We start from the raw sequence: 20,802 nt of genomic DNA on the forward strand, positions 1-20,802 counted from the left end.
CTGCGAAAATCTGCGTTTAATCTGCGTTTCAATACTTATTTGCTAAAATATCGCGTTAATCTGCGTTTCAATACTTATTTGCTAAAATATCAATTGATTCAGCGACCGTACGGAAATGAGTAAAATGATACAGGTTTGAATACATAGTGAGAAAAACATCTATCATAGTATCATTCATTTTAATAATCTTCTAATTATCAAAGGAATAAGTATGATAGATAACTTTTAGAAAATGCATCTATCATACTTTTATTGCAAAAAACGGGTATCTATCACACCCATACTATATCTATTTAGTGTAGCATTAGGTGAGAGTATCCATTTAAAGGCATAAGAATGCACACTTTATAGGATGATAACCTGTATTGACAACTTAATAATCTATTGGAAGCGGCTGTCTTTCTATAGTTCACATGTGCAGGCTGTACAGCCCACGTATGTAAACCGTGCAGCCCACACATGCGGACTGTACAGCACACATACGTGGCTATAAACTTATCGCCATTACATTTACATTATTAAGCCACGATAATCAGATTTATATGGCTCCCTTGTGACAAAAACAAGCTATCTTACACCTATTATGACCCTTATATGGCTATTTTGCACAATGATAGATAACCTGTTTTTAGTAAGCGTCTCGGCGATGCCATATTTTCTATCTTAATTTTTCCTTTTAGCTTTGCGTCATAATAAAAAAACACATCTTATGACTGCACATGACTTGTACACCCGTACCTTATCGGATTATAAATCCTGTTTATGTTCTTCTCCTGCCTTAACTCTTCGTAGTTATTGCCGTGAACGACATGTAAACTACCATGGTATGTGTCTTTGGCTTTCCCGTCACGGCATCAGTATCCGTGAGTTGCGTCCCTCTTCTTCCGTCACCACCGCTAAAGAGCCTGCATCCTCTTTCAGCCGTTTGCTTCCGGTCTGCTCTTCCTCTTCCTCCTCTCCGGATATGCTTTACGGGGTTACCATCACTTTCCCTGACGGAGTGACTGTTTCTATCAAGCAAGGCAGTTCTTTTAGCGTCAGCCGTCTTATCGACCGTTATAACAGTAAAATTCAGGAGGAAAAGTCATGTTTGCTTTAACCGATGGCATGCATTATTATCTGTGCCAGCATTATGTTGATATGCGTAAAGGCATGACCGGACTTTACCGGCTTGTCAAGTCCGACATGTCCCTTTCTCCCGTTTCGGGTGACGTATTTGTGTTTTTCTCCCGCAAACGTGACATGGTTAAAATTTTGCGGTGGGATACGGACGGTTTTATTCTCTATCAGAAACGACTGGAAGAAGGCACCTTTGAGGTTCCCCGTTTTAATCCCGATACAGGGTCTTATGAGCTCTCCTGGAAGACTTTTCTTTTGATAATGCAGGGCGTCTCGCTCCGGTCTGCCAAATGCAGGAAACGGTTCCGATTGAGGTGACATCCTAATATAGTAATCTGTATATCAATATATTACATTGCAAATACTTCGCTAATTTCTTTGTCTTCCGGTTCTTTTTTCTTATCTTTGACACATGCAAAAGGACCGGCTCATAGAACTTCTGGAGGATCAAATCAGATCTTTAAAAGAACAGCTTGAAGCGGCTGCCAGGCGTGAGGAGCATGGGCAGCTGCTTATCTGCGAATTGACGATGCAGGTCCGGCAATTAACCGAAAGTGTCCATTCATTAGAAGAGGCGTTGACCTTGAAAAATGGTAAACTGAAGAAACAGGAGAACATCAGTCGTGGCTTAGGCAAACTTATAAGCAACGAGTCTGAAAAGCAGGTACCGGGTAAAGCGGAGGCGGTCCGGCAGACGTCTCCTTCCCGTCCATGCCCTTCTCCCAAAGAGCGGGGAAACAATAAATCCAAACGCAAGGAGCATTTTGAACTGGAAGAGAAGGTAATCGAAGTCAATCCCGAACATCCCCTTTTCAGCATATCCCTTGCCAAATTCATGGGATACCGTGATTCTATCCGTTATGTCTACACTCCTCCGAAATTTGAAAAGCTTGTCTACCGGCAAAACATTTATAGCTTAAACGGAACAGTCTTCTGCGGTTCCGCTCCCCAGGCACCTTTCCTTAACTCAAACTACGACGGATCTTTTGTAGCGGGTTTATGCCAGTTGCGCTATATCTACTCTATGAGTGTGGAGCGGATTATCGGCTTCTTCCGTGAAAGCGGATTTGAGCTTGAAAAGCCCACCGCGCATCACCTGCTGGGCAGAGCGGCCGAAGTGTTGGAAAACCTTTACAGGGCGTTGAGAACGGCCGTGCTTGAAGACTCTTATCTTTGTTGTGATGAAAGTTACCACAAAGTCCTTGTGGAAGAGAAGAACAGTAGAGGCAAAGGGGTAAGGCAGGGGTATATCTGGGCGGCCGTCGCGGTCAGGCAGAAATTGATACTGTACCTCTACGAGAATGGCTCCCGTAGCGGGAAGGTGCTTTTTGACCTTCTTTCCGAATATGAGGGGACAGTACAAAGTGACGCATACAGTCCGTATAGAAAATTGGAAAGTGACGCCTATCCGGGAATTAAAAGAATCGCCTGCCTGCAGCATGTCAAAAGGAAGTTCCTTGAGGTACAGGAGGAACCGGACGCACAAAAGATCGTTGAACTGACGAACAAGCTGTATCAAAAAGAACATGAACACTGTGTTGGTCGACAGGGATGGACAGACAAGGATAACCTCAGGCACCGGAAAAGGTATGCGCCGCAGATACTCAGCGAAATAAAAAGGGAACTGCTCAGGATAAAGAGTAAGCCTGACTTGCTTCCCAAAAGTGAGATGGCGGGAGCGGTTGACTATATGCTCTCGCAATGGGAGGCCATTAAGGGCATCTTTACTGAAGGATATTACTACTTGGACAATAATTTGGTCGAGCGGTACAACCGATATATATCACTGTCCAGAAGAAATTCCCTTTTCTTTGGAAGCCATAAGGGGGCGGAAAGAGGTGCCTTATTTTATTCGCTGGCCTGTTCATGCAGAATGCAGGGAATAAATACCTTCGAATATATCACGGAGGTAATCAATAAAGCGGCAAAGCTACCACCAAATACGGACATAAAGGTATATAGAAATTTATTGCCGGACAAATGGAAAGAAAATAGAAGTAGGATCGAAACATAAAGAGGAGATGCTACTTCTATTTTTTTTGAGGGGGGGGCGGCATCGCCGAGACGCTTACTGTTTTTACTGGTAAAAGTATGATAGATGCATTTTCTAAAAGCTATCTATCATACTTATTCCTTTGATAATTAAAAGATTATTGAAATAAATGATACTATGATAGATATTTTATTTCACTATGTAGCATTTAATTCAAATATTTAGGAACATGAGCAAACGTTAGACTTGGAAAAGTTAGCGCCTGCCCGTTCTTTGAAAAAGCAATTAAAAAGAGGCTGACTCAAAAACAATCTTGAGACAGCCTCTCGAATACAAACTTTAACCTATATTCTTTTTAGACTCAATACTACTTAAAGACGTATATTTCATAAAGCTCACATCCCCAAGAAGCCAAAAGATCAAATTTCACATACCGTGCAGTTATAGATTCAATGAATTGATAGTAATCGGCATTCTCATCAGCAGTAGCTACTTTTCCTAGATAATTCCATGTGTTTCCATCAGAAGAAACTGATAATTGTACATTTTGAGGAGCATAATAATATATATAATCAAGACCTACTCCAGTGATTGTTTTTTCCTCTCCCATATCGAGTGTAAATGAAATATCTCCATCAGAACATATACCTTCATAGTTACCTTTGGTTTCACCATCAATAAGCGAACCGCCACCATCGTTTTGATAAAAATCACTACTATCTTCCACATCTACAGACCAACCCTGTTTGGCCCATTCTATCCAACCGGAAGGCCGTTTGTAAGATATGTGTTCAAATCCTCTTATATATTTATTTATATTCAAGGTGAAAGAACTTCTTTTCTCATCCTGCACGAAGACCGGATCTTCACATTCAAAAACAGCTGTGATATTTAATGTGTTTGACGAGTCGTCCGATGTACGCAACAAAAAGTCATTAGTAATCTCCCAAGTAATATCTCCTGATGTCTTTTCACCAGCAGGAATTATAATTTCTGCAGGAGTAATACTAATGTCTTTCAGGTATTCGTCATCCACTCCTTCCGTTGTAAGTTTCACCTTTACATCTTTCCGAGCAGGACGATCCAATTGTACACTGAATGTATATAGATTCCGCTCCGTGTCCTTAAATTCTCCGTTGAAATAAGTATGTTCGAATGTAGTTTTATTACCGACTTTTCCTTCCAAGAAACCTGTAGCTACATACGCCTCTTTCTTTATCAAAGCTTTTGCCTCCAAGGTAATAGATGGCATTTTATATCCTTGCACAGTAGCTCTCACTCCTAAATTATAGGTAGCTTCATCGTAATTAGATTGAAAAACATCCATATTTTTTATACCCAAAGTAACACTGGCATCCGTATAGCCTGCCGGAATTATCAATTTGGTATCACTTAACTCAACATCTTCTCCGATTGGCTCAAAAGTAACTATTGCGTCCTCGGGTGAAGCGTTAAAACGAAAGGTGAATATTGCGGGTTTATCGAATTCTAATATACCCTCATTATTATAGGTGGCATTCACTATTATTTCCGAACCTTCTCCGTCTTCCGCCACAAGAGAAAAATTGTTATCCGGATAGGTAGCCAGACTTGGAGTTTCATCTTCGCCGCATCCAGAAAGGGCTGTCAGCGAACCGACTGCCAACAATAAGAAAAATCTATAAAGTGTTCTCATTTCTACAATTGTTTTTTAAATTATTGCAAATCATCGGGATATTGGTAAGGTGTGGCATCATTGTCCTTGTAGAACACGGTAGGTGCTTGTAACGGAGAACCATACAGAGTTTTCACATCAGACAGACGCCGGAATACATTGCCATAATTTTCCGGCTTCGGTGAAAAGCCCATAAACCATCCAGAACCTTGGTTTATCAGTCTTTGTCCCTGTAAATCGCCACCTGTACCTCTAACAAACTCCATGGATTGACCGGAACATTCTTTGGATGTCAGGTCCCCATACGGAACTTGAGAAGGATCTCTACCATAATCACCAACTACAATATCTATCCAGTTTTTAATAGTTACTCCATCAACAACGGTTGCCTTCGAACTATACATTCTTCTTAATGCATATACTGCTACGATTTTATCAGGCATTGCTTGTTTTGTTTCGTAGCATAGACGTGCCGCAGCCTCCTCACTAGGCTTTGTTAATGCTGGATTATTCGGATCATAAGCACCTTCATATTCGTCATCAAAACATACCCCGTCCAGATTATATGCTTTGCAATACTGAGCTAGTTCTCGTGCAAAGTCTTTGGCACCTTGTTTAGAAAGTTGCGCCACTCCTGTTATATCCCCGTTACTAAGTATCCCTAATACTATTTTAGTTCCACGTTTACGAAGTGGTTGCAAAAATTTCTCATTATTGTCTAGCAAATATTGTATGTAAGCATTACATTTTAAATAAGGGCGTTGGGCTTGTGCATCCCAGTTGATATTGGCAGCAAATGGGGAAACTACATCCCACAGCAATTTTCCGTTTTCCAGTTGAAAAGAAAGAGCATTCAGTGGATTTGTACCATCAAAGAAGACAAATGACTTTACTACATCTTCCCCTTTGTAAGTGTTTCCCAGCTTTCTCATATCTTTTATCAAATAAATACAATGACCAGCTTTCTCATCTTTTATGGTAATGTCGCTACTTACGTGGGTAAGAGCTATAGGTAAAGCATAGGTTTTATCTTCTTTCAAAGTGCCGTCTGCCTGAATGGTGATGTCAGTCTGAACAGATTTTGTTTGTGCATCTACAATAAGCTTCCCGTCATTCTTAAAAGAAACCAGGTGCGCAGGATACAATTCAAAATCGGTTTCATGCTCTTTGTTATAAGTATCCAAATAGTCTGCATCAATAATTACTTGAGCAGAAGTACTGGTACTCGCCATTTTACTAAGACTCATTTTTACAGAAGTAGTATAAGTATCTTTGTATAGCTCCACTACGTTAGAGGACAAATTGGACTTTCCGTCACGCAAGTATCCATTGTTTTCATAAATGCCAGTATATGCTGACTCATCTATTGCTTTATTTATGACAAGATCATCATCACAAGAGGTAAGGCAAGTTATGCCGCCTGCAAATATGGCAACCATCAACCCTGTTATCAGATATTTTTGTTTCATAATAATATTCTTTTTAATTAAAAGGATTAATATATTTGAGGAAGTTCTACAGGAACCCATATCGGATCTTTACTCGCAGTGATATCATTTCCATTACCTGTACGATCTATAACAACCTTTCCAGACCCCTCATTAAATTTCCAGTAGGCTACAAGTCCTTCACTGGCAGGATTTACTTTATAAGGATTATCTGCAATTTGCTCTGCAGTTCTTTCTACGCTCCAAATACGAACCTCTGAAATTTCTCCCGGAAGCCAGCGGGTACCATCAAAAGAACGGCCTATATAGCAATTCTTAGTTAAATCAACCGTACTATTTGCTGACTGGTCTTTATACACCGCCACACCATTCTTGTAATAGATTCGGTTTTTATTGACAGTGTTATACACAACAGCTATGTGTACCCATTCGTCTACCGGAAGTCCAATACCTGGTGCGTGATTTGCTGGAGGAAAACTTCCACCTGGCACAAATGCCTGAAGTTGATCACGTGGACGGTCGCCATCACCGATACGTATAAGGAAATTATCTTCAATTCCAAAAACAGAACTTAGTGCATTATCACGTTTGGCCACCCAGTCATCACTTCGTACCAATGCTTCCACTGTAATAGTAATCATCTTGCTTACATCACTATTCCATTTTATCGGAAAATAGTTTTCTTTAATATTAGCTACAACATTAATAAGAGCAGCGCCTTTGATGATAAAATAAGTAGTACGGGCACTCTCAAGAAGTCCAATTCCAGATACATTTGTGATTGTAACAGGCAACACATAACGTCTTGAGTCGTCCAATTGATTCAAATTAACGAAATTCACTATGATATCATCTCCAGAAATTCCTCCGGGTTGAATCGTAACATTCTTCACAGGAATATCATAAAACGCTTCGGGAAGTGCTGTAGCATTATCTCCATAACTTAGATTGTAGGTAGCCGCTAAAGATGGTTTGGCATCAAAGCTGACTTGGATTTCGTTGTCGACAGGAGCAGCAAGCCGATAAGTAATTTTACGACTGTCAAACAATACATCTTCTTTAATCAGTAAATCTTCTGTTACGGGTACCGAACTTATATAAAGCTTATTGTCATAATGATGTTCATCATTAATATCCGTATCCTTGCAGCTGCTTACCGTAAATGCAGTAAGTGCTATAAATGCTAATTGATAAATATGCAATTTCATATTGTATTTCTATTTATTAGGATTCATTATATGAATAGTTTCACGTACTGTTCCATAAGTATTATTGTAATAATCCTTTTGGATATTGATGATAAAAATACCAGTGCAGGTATAATCTGGTGATGTCTGTACAATCCATTGAGCTGTACCTTGTGCAGCCAATACTTTATTTCCATTTGCATCCCGTGTATCCCAATAACCAATTATCATATCCTTATCTTCCTGTTGAGGAAACTGTGTACAGGCAATAAAACGATCTTTTGGAACAAGATCCGCATTCGTTCCTGCTACGTCTATGCCTGCTTGAATAGCCATAAAAACATTTAATGTCAGATCCTCCATGTTTTTAGAAGAAGCGGTTTTCAGTATCAGATGATTGTATTTATCCAGCATATCCATGTTTTCGGGAGCCAAATACTGCACATAACCGTAAAAAACCAATGTCTTGTCGGTATGCTTAATCCGCCAATCCAACACTCTGCTGAAGAAGTTTTGCTGACGTGCCTTGTATTGTTGTAACACATCTTCTTGCATACCCACCATTGAAAGTCCTGTATAGTCAATTAGGATACCATCATATCCATAACTGTCACATAGAGCCAGCATAGCATCCGTACGTTCATTCAGATATCTTTGTGCATCTTCTTCCGTCAATTCGGAATTATCCTTTGCCTTATTGTTCCATTCTTGTTCTAAACTCTCATAATTAATGCAGGAAAGCGTGCGGATATTCTTCTCGCGTATTTTTACCATTTCGGCCTGTGTTTCAGACGAGAGCTTTTCCGGATTATTCAAACAGATAAAATCCACACTGTCCGGTATAGCGGTGAGACGTTCGGTTTGATTGATTGGGTTAGTTTCCGGATTGTCAAAAGAGACAAAGACTAACTTATGTTCTCCATCCTTGTAGCGTTTCAGATCTCTGATATAGTCAGCATACAGTTGTGGGTTTTGCTCTTCAAATGTAGAGTAATGGATGTTAATGCTTTCTGGGTCTGTCCAGTCTTCGCATGAGGAATACATCATCCCCCACACCATCAATATTGCTGTAAACAAACTGTTTTTTACTATTCTTTTCATATATATTATCACTTAAAGATTTTAATCACATTATTTTTATCCAAGTTCTCTAAGTACTTGGTAAATTCTAAATATAGGTTATTCAAGGGGGTATCAGATATTTCTTACTTTTTTCGAAAAAAAAGAGAAAATGGACTAAGTGTTTATTATATTAGCATTGTTTTATTAACAAAGGGAGGGAAAGTCGACACTCTTCTTTTTGAGTTTAATAAAATGTATAACCATTAAATTAAATGTATGGAAAGCAAACATTCGCTTCGAAAGTCGAAGTTATTTCGAGCTTTATTGATTCTTTTGTTGATAGCAGTTCCTGTACAATGGGCTGCGGCACAGTTGACCTTATCAACTCCCCGTACAACTTTAGGAACTGTAATTAAACAAATTCAATCACAATCAAAGTACCAATTTTTCTACAATGACAAGCTATCGACTGTCACAGTTGAACCTTTAAAAGTAAAAGATGCTTCTTTAGAGCAAGTTTTAAACACACTTTTGAAAAATAAAGATATCTCTTATAAAATAGAAGAGAATATAATTTATTTATCCGAAAAAGAAAATTCTAATTCACTACAACAACAAAGCGGGAAAGAACGTACTATAACCGGACAAGTTGTAGATGCTAAAGGAGAGCCACTGATTGGTGTTAGTATTTTAGTAAAAGGAACAACAGACGGAGCTATTACCGATTTGGATGGTAACTACAAAATTATGACAAAAAGCAATAACCCAGTTATTGTTTATTCTTATATCGGATATAAGACACAAGAAATTCCTTTGAAAGGACAGACAACCATTAATATTACGATGATGGATGACACCCAAGTGATTGACGAGGTGGTTGTTACAGCTTTGGGTATTAAGCGTTCGGAGAAAGCTTTGAGTTATAATGTCACACAGGTCGATGCAGAATCAGCTTTAGCCGTAAAAGATGCGAACTTTATTAATTCGCTGAACGGAAAGGTTGCAGGTTTAAATATCAACTCTTCTTCTTCTGGTATTGGTGGTGCAAGTAAAGTTGTTATGCGTGGTTCCAGGGGTATCGAACAATCGTCTAATGCTCTTTATGTTATCGACGGTATTCCAATGTATAACCTGAGCGCTTCTGGTGGTTCTGAAGAGATGCAATCGCAAGGCTCTACAGAAGCTATAGCTGATATAAACCCAGATGACATTGAATCAATGTCAGTTTTGTCTGGTGCCGCTGCTGCCGCATTGTATGGTAGCAATGCATCTAATGGTGCTATTGTAATCACAACAAAAAAAGGAAAAGTGGGTCGTGTAGCCTTGACCGTATCTAGTAATACAGAAATGTTATCTCCATTCGTCATGCCACAGTTTCAGAATCGCTATGGAACTTCTGGAACAGATGCTAGTTGGGGGAAAAGACTGAACGAAGCTAATTACCGCGGATACGATCCTGCAAGTGATTATTTTCAGACTGGACTTATTGGAACAGAATCTGTAACACTTTCTACTGGTACAGAACACAATCAGACATATCTTTCTGCCGCAGCCGTTAATTCGCGTGGTATTATTCCAAATAACAAATACGACCGCTATAACTTTACATTCCGTAACACCACTCTTTTCCTAGAAGATAAGATGAAACTGGATGTTGGTGCTCAATATATTATGCAGAAAGACCGTAATATGGTGAATCAAGGTATTTATGCAAACCCGCTGTCTTCTGCTTACCTGTTTCCGCGTGGAAATGACTGGGAAGATTACAAAATGTACGAACGTTATGATTTAGAGCGTAATATGTATACGCAATATTGGCCTCAAGGAGGAGGATCGTTCCGTTTGCAAAATCCTTACTGGATTAATTACCGTAACTTGCGTGAAAATGACAAAGATCGTTATATGTTGAGTGCAGCTTTAAGTTACGATATTCTAAGTTGGTTGAACGTAGCTGGACGTGTACGTCTAGATAATTCATACAACACATATACACAAAAATACTATGCCTCTACCATCGCAACTATTGCTGAAGGTGAAAATGGTTTTTATGGTGTAACAAACACTCGTGACAAGCAAACATATGCAGACTTATTGTTGAATATAAATAAAACATTTGGAGAGGATTGGAGTTTAACAGCTAATATCGGAGCATCTTATTCAGACAATCGTTCTGAAGCTCTTGCCGTTAGTGGACCAATTGCAGCGAATGGACTTCCTAACTTTTTCACAGTTGCTCAATTGGATAAAGAAACTGGGAAACGTGAAGAAACTGGTTATCGTGAACAAACACAATCTATATTTGCATCTGCAGAAGTTGGTTATAGAAGTACTTACTACTTGACTCTTACCGGACGTAATGATTGGCCAAGTCAATTAGCGGGACCGAACTCAAAACAGTCTTCTTTTTTCTACCCGTCAGTAGGAGGCTCTGTTGTTTTGTCTGAACTTTTCAAATTACCTGAAAGTATTTCATACTTAAAACTACGTGCTTCTTGGGCATCCGTAGGTCTACCATTTGGACGCTTCCTTGCTTATCCAACTTTTTCATGGAATACTTCAACAGGAGCATACTCTTCTCAGTCTGCATATCCATTGTATGATTTGAAACCGGAACGTACAGATTCTTGGGAAGTAGGTCTTACTGCACGTTTCCTTAAACATTTCAATTTTGATGTTTCATTCTATAATACCAAGACTTACAATCAAACCATGGATGCAAAGCTTTCTCCAACAGGAGGCTATAGTACATTCTATGCGCAGACTGGTAACGTACGTAACCGTGGTGTAGAACTTTCACTTGGTTACAAGAATACATGGAACAAGTTTTCATGGAGTTCTAACTACACATTCAGTGCCAATAAAAACAAGATTTTAAGCCTGATTGATGGTTACATAAACCCTGTAACCGGTGAAGAAATAACAAAAGACCGTATGGATGTAGGTGGTTTATCAAAGGCACGGTTCATTCTAAAAGTAGGTGGATCTTTAGGTGATCTCTACTCACAATCTGACTTGCTTCGAGATTCAAATAATAAGATTTATGTAAATGCCGATGGAAATGTAGCAGTGAATGACAAAGCTGATGATATTTATTTAGGATCTGTTTTTCCAAAAGCTAATATGGCATGGCGCAATGACTTTCAATATGGTAACTGGGGACTTGGCTTCCTTCTTACTGCCCGTTTGGGAGGAGTCGTTTACTCTGCGACTCAAGCCGTTCTTGACTCCTATGGTGTATCCGAAGCTACAGCAGCAGCTCGTGATAATGGTGGAGTCGTGATAAACGGCAACGATATGATCGACGCGCAAAAGTGGTATACAGTGGTTGGTGCCGACAGCGGTATTCCTCAATATTACACTTATAGTGCTACCAATTTACGTCTGCAAGAAGCTTCTGTCAGCTACACTATCCCAAGAAAGAAATTGAAAAATATTATGGATATCACTCTTTCGCTGGTAGGTCGTAACTTGTGGATGATTTATTGCAAGGCTCCTTTCGATCCTGAATCTGTAGCCACTACAGGTAACTATTATCAGGGAATTGATTACTTTATGATGCCTAGCCTTCGTAGTGTAGGATTCAATTTGAAACTTAAATTCTAAAAACGGAAAAGATGAAGAAAAATAAAATAATACAGTTTATAGTCACTGGTATGTTTCTTTTCGGTGCAACTGCATGTACAGGAAACTTTGAAGATTACAATAAAAATCCTCATGAACCAGACCAAAATGACATGGGAGTAGATTGGTATTTGGTAAGATCATTAGCTCTTAATTTACAAGATTTGATGATGCCAGAACAAGAGAACTTTTCTCAATATGTAGACTGTTTGATGGCAGGAGCATTTTCGGGATATGTGGCAGACTCCAATTTGGGTACAGGTTGGTCTGGTCGTTACGCAACTTACAATCCTTCAGACGATTGGAAAAAAATTCCATTCAATGATTTTTATTCAAAGTTTTATCCTGATTACTTCAATTTGAAAAATCAAAGCGATGATGAACTTTTCTTATCGTTGGCCGAGTTATATCGTATTGTCGTAATGTTACGTGTAACAGATACATATGGTCCCATCCCTTATTCAAAAGTAGGTGCAGCTAATGCAATCAAATCCCCTTATGATTCTCAGCAAGCTGTCTATGCCAAAATGCTAGAAGATTTGGATAATATTATTGCAGTATTAGGAAAGTTTGCCAATCAAAGCTTCAGCTCAAGTGCTGATAGAATTTATAATGGCAATACATCAGCATGGTATAAGTTTGCCAACTCTTTGAAGTTAAGAATGGCGATGCGTACTTGCTATGTAGCAGGATTTAATGTGAATGGAAAAACATCGCAGCAATTGGCAGAAGAAGCTGTAGCAGCAGGTGTTATGACTGCTGCAACTGATGGCGCTTATCGTAAAGTTGCCGATCATAATCCATGGCAACGTTTTATGGTACTATGGTCAGATGCACGAATTTCAGCGGATTTAACTTGTTACATGAATGCATACAGCGATCCTCGTCGTGAAGCATATTATGATAAAAGTACTTTTGGCACCGTGTCGGGAAATGCATATACTGGAGAAGAAAGTTATGTAGGTTTACGTCGGGGTATTCTGCAAGGACAATATAATTCCTGGTCGCAAGGCTCTTCTTGTATGAAAGTCACTACGAGTGATAATATTGTTGTGTTCCGTGCATCAGAAGTCGCTTTCTTGCGTGCTGAAGGAGCTCTTCGTAACTGGAACATGGGAGGAACAGCTAAAGACTTCTATGAGGAAGGAATCCGTTTGTCGTTTGAAGAAAACGGAATTACCAGTGGAGTCGAAAATTATCTTGCAAGTACGGGAAAAGTAGAAGCATATAAAGATCCGTTGAAAGGACAAAGTGGCCAAACTTATGACTACTCTGGAGCTATTAATACAAATGTCACTGTGGCATGGGCTGGAGGTGATTTTGAAAAAAGCTTAGAACAGATTATTACTCAAAAATGGATTGCAAACTTCCCAAATGGTATGGAATCATGGACAGAATATCGCCGTACAGGTTATCCTAAATTGATGCCAATGGCAGCAAATGCAAGTGGAGGAGTTGTTAATGACACGGAAGGTGCACGACGCATGCCATATCCAACTGATGAATATCGTGAAAATAGAGAAAGCGTAGAAGCTGCAGTTGCGACATTGACACAAGAGTCCAAGACTAAAAGAGGAGATACGATGGCAACTCACGTATGGTGGGACTGTAAATAAATCAACTATTGAGTAACAAAAAATGAAACTATTTACCAAGTACTTAGAGTACTTAGTATATTAGATTATACAAATAAAATTACCTTAATTATAGCATATATGAGAAGAAAAATAAAATATCTCATGCCTGTAATGCTGGCATGCTCTATGATGCAGTTCTCGTGTTCTGACTGGACAGACCCAGAAAGCATCAATATACATACTCCTTCTATGGAGGAACAAAATCCGGAACTTTATGCCCAATACCTGGAATCTCTCAACAACTTTAAAGCAACAGACCATCAGGTAGTAATTGTTTCAGTTAATAATGTAAGCACTGTAACAACCTCACGCAGTCAACACCTTACTGATATGCCTGACAGTCTCGACTATATTTGTCTAAACAATACAATGGAAGTAAATCAGGCAAATATATCTGAGATGAAGGAAGTACGTCGATTGGGTACAAAAGTATTGGGATTAGTTGATTTCGATGCTATAGAAAGTGCATGGAAAAAGATTCTTGAAGAAGAAGCAGCCAACGCTGTACCTAATCCCGAATCTGATGAAACAGAAAATGGAGAAGAAGGAGAAGAGACTGTCGACGATGCAACACGTTTTATTGAATACTGTAAAAGTGAGATCGCTAAACAAATCGCCGCAAGTAACGCTTTGGATGTAGATGGAATTGTAGTGAATTATACAGGCTTCGACCTCAATTCGCTTGTTGAAGAGAATGAAATTGCCACTGAAACAGCACGTCAAGGAGCATTCTTTGACGCGGTAGCTAACTGGAAAGTTGCGAATACTAATAAGGACTTGCTTTTCAAAGGTTACCCGCAGAACGTTATTGGTAAAAGTCTGCTTTCTGATTGTAAATACATCATTGTCAATGCGCATGGAGCAAAAAACCAATACGAGATGTCTTATCTCATACTCATGGCATCAGCAAAAAACGTACCAACCGACCGCTTCATCATGGGAGTAACAACGCCTTATCTTACCAATTCGGGGAGTTACAATGGTGAACTCGGAGATGGCTCATCTGCCATCATTGGAGCTGCTCAATGGGCAGTGGCAAAGACGCCTGACTACACCAAAGCTGGAATTTCAATTGATGCAGCGGAAAAAGACTATTTTAATGCCAGCAATGTATACCCAACCTTAAAAGAAGCTATAAGTATATTGAGTCCAACCGTTAAATAAAAAACTGCCTTATGAAATTAAACAATTTAATATTTACAGCTCTTGCCGGTTTCTCAATAATTCTTACCGGTTGCCAGAACAACGATGAAAATGAACAGCATTATGACAATAAACTCTTCATTTCGGCATCGAACTTTACTAAGGAAATACTGTTCAAGGCTGGTGATACAAATGTAGAAACTGGTCTTTCAGTAGCCATAGCAAAGCCTGAAGAACATGATATCAAAGTGACTATGTCACCTGCTCCCGAACTTTTATCAACTTATAAACTGGCATATTATGATGAAACTGCAGTACTTCTTTCCGAAGAGCATTATTCAATGCCAGAAACTTCGACTACCATCAAATCAGGTAGTATAGTTAGTCCAGAATTGCCTATTGAATTCATTAATACAGGAGAACTTGATATCAAAACCACTTATGTGCTTCCAGTCACTATTAAATCAGTGGAAGGAATCAGCGTTTTGCAAAGTGCTAAGACATATTATTATGTATTCCGCGGAGCATCACTTATTAATGTGGTATGTAATATCAGTCGTAATCGTGCTTATCCGGACTTCAAGAATGACTCCAAATTCAATAATCTAACGGAGAATACGATGGAGATACTGTTCAAGGCCAATTCATTCCCTAATACTCTGAACACGTTGATGGGTATCGAAAGCAATTATTTGCTCCGTATCGGTGACGCAACCATTCCGAATAACCAACTTCAAGTAGCTACTTCTGTTAACAATTGTACAAGCGCAGACCTTCAACTTGAAAGTGGCAAGTGGTATCATGTAGCTGTCGCATTCAATAAAGGTAATGTCAAAGTATATATCAATGGCGTAGAAAAGCTTTCCGGTTCAACGGGAAAGAGTTCTGTTAGTCTTGGTGCTAAACATACCAATGAGGAAGACGGCTCACGTTGTTTCTGGGTAGGTTATTCCTATAAAGATGACCGCTATTTTGATGGCGTCGTTTCCGAAGTACGAATCTGGAATCGTGCATTAACAGCAGAAGAAATTCAGGCAACAAATCACTTCTACACAATAGAACCTGAATCGGAAGGGCTCATTGCATATTGGAAATTCGACGAAGGTTCGGGTACAGTAGCTAAAGATTACAGCGTGAGTGGCTATGATTTGACAATCGAAAAAGAACCTAAATGGGAATCTGTTTCATTGCCTCAATAATAAATCATTTAACTAAGAATTGAATATGAATATGATAAACAATATCAAATATGCTTTCCTGCCAGTGGTAATGTTCACTATGGCAACCTTCACATCTTGTGAGGAAGACATTGAAATAGGAAACAAGATAGATGAATCTTCTTATTTGGCATCGACTCAACTGAGCGGATTATTATTGGACGAAAATACGAATAAAAACAGTTCGGTAATCGAGCTCCGAAATAATGAATATAGCACTAATGTGGTATTCCGTCTTTCTAAACTACCTCAAAAAGGAGTAGATGTTCAAATAGCTGTCGAGGAATCATATGCAGCTATATACAACACTATCCATGAAACGGATTTCGAAGTGTTTCCTGCCGCTAATGTGAAAATCGCAAATAATGGTACTTTTGTACTTGCCCCAGATGATAAAGTTACCCCAAGCGTGAAAGTTACACTGACTGCGTTTGATGGAATGGAAGAGGATAAAACCTACATAGTACCTTTGACAGTAACATCTTCTACTGAAGGAGTAACATTTACTGAAACGTCCAAGCATATGGTGCTTCTCGTTCAAGATTATCGCAACAAACCTAATACTAACAAAGGAGAAGATGCGGTACAAACAGTTCTTTATTTCGAAGTTAATGATACTAACCCGCTCAATGCCCTTGAGTTTCTGACTGAAAGTGGTAAATATTTTTTCGACCATATCGTACTTTTTGCTGCTAATATCAATTGGGATCCAGAGAAACAACGAGTATATTTAGCGAACAATGAAAATGTTCAATTCTTGCTCGACAATAATGATAAGTATCTACAACCATTGCGTAAAGCTGGTATGAAAATTATTATCAGCATCCTTGGTAATCATGACGAAGCTGGTGTCGCTCAACTTTCGGATATGGGAGCTAGGGAATTCGCCCGGGAACTGGCAGCTTATTGCCGTGCTTATAATCTGGACGGCGTCGCTTTCGATGACGAATATTCGAACTCACCAGACCTTTCAAACCCCTGGCTTGCAAGCCCATCAGCTTATGCAGGTTCACGATTAATGTATGAATGTAAAGCTGTCATGCCGGAAAAAATTGTCTCGCTCTATAACCTTGGCAACATGTATTCAAGTAGTCTCCAAGTTATCGATGGTATCGAACCTGGTCAGTATTGCGATTATGCTGTAGCTGACTATGGTGGTGCTGCTGGGCCAGGTACCGGTATGACATTGAAACAGTGTGCTGGTATGTCAATAGAACTAAGACGAGGCAGTGGCAACTCAAGTGAATCTACAGCGCGTTCTAGAAAAGAAGCTGGTTATGGATACTACATGTTCTTCGCACTTGACCCATCATTATATGGTTCACAAGTATATAGATGCCAATCCGTTTGTAAAGGTTTGTACGATGAAACATTAGTTTATCCAAGTTACTATTATAAAAAGAATAGTACAGAACGTGAAGCTATTAACTGATTAATGTATATTTTACCTTAAAAAGAATAGATATGAAATTATTTAAGAATTTAATGATAGTGTTATCGGTATCCCTCCTACTATGGGGTTGTTCTGATGATGATGAATCAATCAATAATGGTAATTCAACAATCTCACTATCGACCAATATACTCCAAGTGGATAAAAATGGAGGGGATGCTACAGTTACTGTAACAAGCTCCGATAACTGGCGGTTGTCAGGAATATGTGATTGGGCACATCCGTCAATAACTTCAGGTAAAGATGGTGATGTAGTTACTTTTACCATCGATCCTAACAAATTAGATGAAAAGCGTACTGCAACCTTCAAGTTTTTCACAGGTTCTTCAGTTGTGCCACTACAAGTAGAGTCTCAACCTGCATATATAATGGATTTACTTTCTGACGAAGCTCTTTCTATTACTAAAGAAAAAAGTACTGTGAGAATTCAACTTAATACCAATGTGGCCGACCCAACGATAACATATAGTGACGGTGGTAAAGAGTGGCTGACATTCGATAGACGTAATGAATTCGGTGGCAAAGTAACTTTATCATTCACTGCTGCCGAGAACAAGACATATAAAGATCGTAGTACAAAAATTACAATCTCAAGCCCACTCGTTACTGAAAGTGTCAATGTAGATATTAATCAAAAACAAACAGATGCAATTATCACCGAAAGTAACACTTTAACATATGATCTAACAGCACGAACTATCTCTTTTAAAGTGAAATACAACGTCAATTACGCTATTTCCATAACAAAAGGGAAAGATTGGATTACTGATCAATCAATTTCCGAACCACAAAAAGGCGATGATGGTTTGACTACGGTTACTGTTACTTATAAACTATCCGCATCACCAGCTTCGCGTGGAGGTACAATTCATATTGCCCAAACCAGTGGTACATTAGTAAAAGATATTGCTATTGTTCAAAAAGATCCGGACGCCAGCCCTGTGGAAATTCCAGATGCCGTTCTTCGAGCACTTTGTATATCTAACGGTTGGGCTCTCCCTATTGATGATACCAAATGTATTATTCTTGAAGAAGGATTAAACGCAACTTCATTCTCTAACACCTCATACTCTAACCAGATTAAAGATTTAACCGGAATAGAGTATTTCCCTAACCTGACTTCATTACGTTTAGGTTATTGTTCAAACATGAAAAAGCTTGATATTTCAGGTTTACATAAGGTATCATCACTCACATTTAATAGCCCTACTATTTGTGAAGAGTATAATTTGGGAGATAATCCAATTACTAGTTTCAATGCAGGAGGTAGCTATGTTTATTCGGAGGCAGAAAGTCTTAAAGTCATCAGTAGTAAACTTGAGTCTTTGGATTTAAGTCTTGTTTCCTGGTATGCAAGTTATGATTATGTTACGTCAATTGATGCTTCGGAATGTCCAGCATTAACAAACTTAAACGCCAATCGTAGCAGCAAAATTAAGACTCTTTATTTAAAGACTGGTCAAGTGATACCAAAGTTAACTAAGAATGATGCAACTACTATTGTTTACAAATAATTAATATATAGAGAAATAATTTATAGAGAATCCCTTTATTTACTCTTTCCAAATCTGTGAATAGAGTCAAATAAAGGGATTATTGCTATCTATTTTTATCTAATGCTAGCTCTTATCTTAAAATACTCTTTTCATCTATAAACAAACCACAACCAGTACTCAAAGACCTTTTTGAATCCAACAATATTGAAATCAACTGATTATATAATCAATGTAACCTTAAAACTCTAAATCATATAAAGATTAAGAGTCATTCAAAAAACAAAACTATTCCACCTGCTCTTTCGGGTAATTCACCAAATACAGTGTCTTTGTCGCCCGAGTAAAAGCTGTATACAACCACCGGAAATAATCCGGAGTCAAATACTCATCTGTCATATACCCCTGATCTAAAAACACATTCTGCACTGTCCGCCTTGCGCTTTATGACAGGTTATTGCGTATGCATATTTCACCTGCAAAGCATTGTAATGCGGATCGGCTTTCATCTTTTTCATCCGGTCTCTTTTGTTTGGAATATCTATATAATCCTCAAGTACCGCATAGAACAATCGGTCATTGTCTTCTTTCGGCAATGCAGGTGAGTCCGAATGTAAAGTGTCTAATAATAGATTCGCATCCAATTCAAAATCATTCTGATCAGGAAAGCGGAGAGTAACTTCGGCAAAACGAAAACCATATATTTCACGAGTTCGACGAACACGCCGGACAACTGCAATTTCTCCATTAGCTATAAAATCCATCTCCTTATATTTCTCCGTCCAATAGTAATTATTTTTGGCTATCATCAACATATCTCCTGTATTCAATTCATCTTCACGCCAAAGAATTTGAGCACGTATTCCATTGTTATATAGGTTTGCACGTTTATTGGAACGACAGACAACAATCGTCTCATCCATACCATCATGATCGTAGCAATTAGTTAGTTCCTCTATCAGTTCAGTTCCCGGCACCAGTTTAATATCAGGAAAACCTGCTATTTTTATCTTAGGCAGAGAATAACAATCATCCTCTGCTATCAATTGCCTCAACTGTGTGGCATTCCATAATATTCCGGATTCTTGCACCTGACGGACTACTTGAGTAAGATCAATCTCACGTACTTCAAGTCCATACCCCTTCAATGCATCGGAAAAAAGTGCCGGGCTTAACCCCTCTCCTACCGGAGGAAGCTGCGCGGTATCACCCATTAACAAGAGACGACATCCCTGTCCTGAATAAACAAATTGCACCAAATCATCCAATAAACGTCCTGTTCCAAACATACTGCCCGACAGTCCTTCGTTTGAAATCATGGAAGCCTCGTCGACAATAAACAATGTATTGGTAGCTAAATTGTCATTGATCGAAAAGTTACTAAGCTCATTAGAAAAAGATTGTTGTCTATATATTTTTTTATGAATAGTAAAAGCCGGATGTCCTGCATACGCTGAAAAAACTTTTGCCGCACGTCCTGTAGGAGCCAACAATACAGATTTCTGCTGCAGCTGATCCATCGTTTTCACCAATGCCCCTACCAACGATGTTTTACCAGTACCAGCATAGCCTCTTAAGATAAAGACTTCATCTGCCAGTGTGGACAGCAGAAACTCTGAAAGAGATTTTACAGCAATTTCCTGCTCTAAAGTTGGCTGATAAGGAAAATTTTCCTTAATTTGCCTTTCTAAATAGTTATTTATCATTTTTGTACGAGAAAAAAGTTCGAGGAACTATCGTATTTTAAATTTATTTATTCTATTTTTGCGATGCGA

The 20,802-nt window shown here is 38.8% G+C and carries 13 protein-coding genes and 1 pseudogene; 9 read left to right on the forward strand and 5 right to left on the reverse strand.

The window, feature by feature from the left end; all coding sequences use genetic code 11:
• The first annotated feature begins 709 nt into the window (after positions 1 to 709).
• The 3 genes from DXA05_RS23990 (at position 710) to DXA05_RS24000 (ending at position 3,133) form a co-directional block, all read left to right on the forward strand.
• The gene (locus DXA05_RS23990; protein ID WP_128859705.1) at positions 710 to 1,099 is read left to right on the forward strand and encodes a hypothetical protein; all 390 of its coding nucleotides are present in this window, start codon (positions 710 to 712) and stop codon (positions 1,097 to 1,099) included.
• Positions 1,087 to 1,437, forward strand: coding sequence for an IS66 family insertion sequence element accessory protein TnpB (tnpB, locus tag DXA05_RS23995; protein WP_008642045.1), 351 nt, complete (start codon positions 1,087 to 1,089; stop codon positions 1,435 to 1,437). Before DXA05_RS23990 ends, tnpB begins: the two co-directional genes overlap by 13 nt.
• 94 nt (positions 1,438 to 1,531) lie before the next feature.
• A complete protein-coding gene (locus DXA05_RS24000) occupies positions 1,532 to 3,133 on the forward strand; it encodes an IS66 family transposase (RefSeq protein ID WP_120145338.1) in 1,602 nt (533 codons plus the stop codon).
• 346 nt (positions 3,134 to 3,479) lie between these two features.
• Here the strand turns inward: DXA05_RS24000 and DXA05_RS24005 are convergent, their stop codons facing one another.
• Genes DXA05_RS24005 through DXA05_RS24020 form a run of 4 tightly spaced genes read right to left on the reverse strand, consistent with a single transcriptional unit; the run spans position 3,480 to position 8,502 of the window.
• A complete protein-coding gene (locus DXA05_RS24005; protein WP_120145309.1) occupies positions 3,480 to 4,787 on the reverse strand; it encodes a DUF4989 domain-containing protein in 1,308 nt (435 codons plus the stop codon).
• Positions 4,788 to 4,807: 20 nt separating this feature from the next.
• Positions 4,808 to 6,235: a DUF1735 domain-containing protein gene (locus DXA05_RS24010; RefSeq protein WP_117685344.1), complete on the reverse strand. Its 1,428-nt coding sequence runs from the start codon at positions 6,233 to 6,235 to the stop codon at positions 4,808 to 4,810.
• Positions 6,236 to 6,261: 26 nt separating this feature from the next.
• Positions 6,262 to 7,422, reverse strand: coding sequence for a DUF1735 and LamG domain-containing protein (locus tag DXA05_RS24015; RefSeq protein WP_117685346.1), 1,161 nt, complete (start codon positions 7,420 to 7,422; stop codon positions 6,262 to 6,264).
• Between the two features lie 9 nt (positions 7,423 to 7,431).
• Positions 7,432 to 8,502: a glycoside hydrolase family 18 gene (locus DXA05_RS24020; protein ID WP_117685348.1), complete on the reverse strand. Its 1,071-nt coding sequence runs from the start codon at positions 8,500 to 8,502 to the stop codon at positions 7,432 to 7,434.
• Between the two features lie 237 nt (positions 8,503 to 8,739).
• On the opposite strand from DXA05_RS24020, the gene DXA05_RS24025 reads away from it, so the two are divergent.
• The 6 genes from DXA05_RS24025 to DXA05_RS24050 all read left to right on the forward strand — a co-directional run bounded on the left by DXA05_RS24025 (position 8,740) and on the right by DXA05_RS24050 (position 19,048).
• On the forward strand, positions 8,740 to 12,066 hold the full coding sequence (locus tag DXA05_RS24025) for a TonB-dependent receptor (RefSeq protein WP_128859706.1): 3,327 nt from the start codon (positions 8,740 to 8,742) through the stop codon (positions 12,064 to 12,066).
• Positions 12,067 to 12,077: 11 nt separating this feature from the next.
• Positions 12,078 to 13,700 carry a SusD/RagB family nutrient-binding outer membrane lipoprotein gene (locus tag DXA05_RS24030; RefSeq protein ID WP_117685352.1) on the forward strand — a complete coding sequence of 541 codons (1,623 nt, stop codon included), beginning with the start codon at positions 12,078 to 12,080 and terminating at the stop codon, positions 13,698 to 13,700.
• A 99-nt stretch (positions 13,701 to 13,799) separates the two neighbouring features.
• On the forward strand, positions 13,800 to 14,885 hold the full coding sequence (locus DXA05_RS24035; protein ID WP_117685265.1) for a glycoside hydrolase family 18: 1,086 nt from the start codon (positions 13,800 to 13,802) through the stop codon (positions 14,883 to 14,885).
• An 11-nt stretch (positions 14,886 to 14,896) separates the two neighbouring features.
• Positions 14,897 to 16,063 carry a DUF1735 and LamG domain-containing protein gene (locus DXA05_RS24040; protein WP_128859707.1) on the forward strand — a complete coding sequence of 389 codons (1,167 nt, stop codon included), beginning with the start codon at positions 14,897 to 14,899 and terminating at the stop codon, positions 16,061 to 16,063.
• A gap of 25 nt (positions 16,064 to 16,088) precedes the next feature.
• On the forward strand, positions 16,089 to 17,513 hold the full coding sequence (locus tag DXA05_RS24045; protein WP_004301366.1) for a DUF1735 domain-containing protein: 1,425 nt from the start codon (positions 16,089 to 16,091) through the stop codon (positions 17,511 to 17,513).
• 32 nt (positions 17,514 to 17,545) lie between these two features.
• Entirely contained in the window at positions 17,546 to 19,048 is a 1,503-nt protein-coding gene (locus DXA05_RS24050) for a BACON domain-containing carbohydrate-binding protein (RefSeq protein WP_004311004.1), read from the forward strand.
• A 267-nt stretch (positions 19,049 to 19,315) separates the two neighbouring features.
• On the opposite strand, the pseudogene DXA05_RS24055 reads toward DXA05_RS24050, so the two are convergent.
• Positions 19,316 to 20,733 (reverse strand): annotated as a pseudogene (locus DXA05_RS24055) (AAA family ATPase).
• Positions 20,734 to 20,802 lie beyond the last annotated feature (69 nt).

Source organism: Bacteroides sp. AM54-2NS (genome assembly GCF_003602935.1).
GTDB classification, from domain to species: Bacteria; Bacteroidota; Bacteroidia; order Bacteroidales; family Bacteroidaceae; genus Bacteroides; species Bacteroides xylanisolvens.

Bases quoted from the DNA above. Each gene is read 5' to 3' on its own strand.
- DXA05_RS23990 (WP_128859705.1), top strand. From the start codon at position 710: ATGACTGCACATGACTTGTACACCCGTACCTTATCGGATTATAAATCC.
- tnpB (WP_008642045.1), top strand. From the start codon at position 1,087: ATGTTTGCTTTAACCGATGGCATGCATTATTATCTGTGCCAGCATTAT.
- DXA05_RS24000 (WP_120145338.1), top strand. From the start codon at position 1,532: ATGCAAAAGGACCGGCTCATAGAACTTCTGGAGGATCAAATCAGATCT.
- DXA05_RS24005 (WP_120145309.1), bottom strand. From the start codon at position 4,787: ATGAGAACACTTTATAGATTTTTCTTATTGTTGGCAGTCGGTTCGCTG.
- DXA05_RS24010 (WP_117685344.1), bottom strand. From the start codon at position 6,235: ATGAAACAAAAATATCTGATAACAGGGTTGATGGTTGCCATATTTGCA.
- DXA05_RS24015 (WP_117685346.1), bottom strand. From the start codon at position 7,422: ATGAAATTGCATATTTATCAATTAGCATTTATAGCACTTACTGCATTT.
- DXA05_RS24020 (WP_117685348.1), bottom strand. From the start codon at position 8,502: ATGAAAAGAATAGTAAAAAACAGTTTGTTTACAGCAATATTGATGGTG.
- DXA05_RS24025 (WP_128859706.1), top strand. From the start codon at position 8,740: ATGGAAAGCAAACATTCGCTTCGAAAGTCGAAGTTATTTCGAGCTTTA.
- DXA05_RS24030 (WP_117685352.1), top strand. From the start codon at position 12,078: ATGAAGAAAAATAAAATAATACAGTTTATAGTCACTGGTATGTTTCTT.
- DXA05_RS24035 (WP_117685265.1), top strand. From the start codon at position 13,800: ATGAGAAGAAAAATAAAATATCTCATGCCTGTAATGCTGGCATGCTCT.
- DXA05_RS24040 (WP_128859707.1), top strand. From the start codon at position 14,897: ATGAAATTAAACAATTTAATATTTACAGCTCTTGCCGGTTTCTCAATA.
- DXA05_RS24045 (WP_004301366.1), top strand. From the start codon at position 16,089: ATGAATATGATAAACAATATCAAATATGCTTTCCTGCCAGTGGTAATG.
- DXA05_RS24050 (WP_004311004.1), top strand. From the start codon at position 17,546: ATGAAATTATTTAAGAATTTAATGATAGTGTTATCGGTATCCCTCCTA.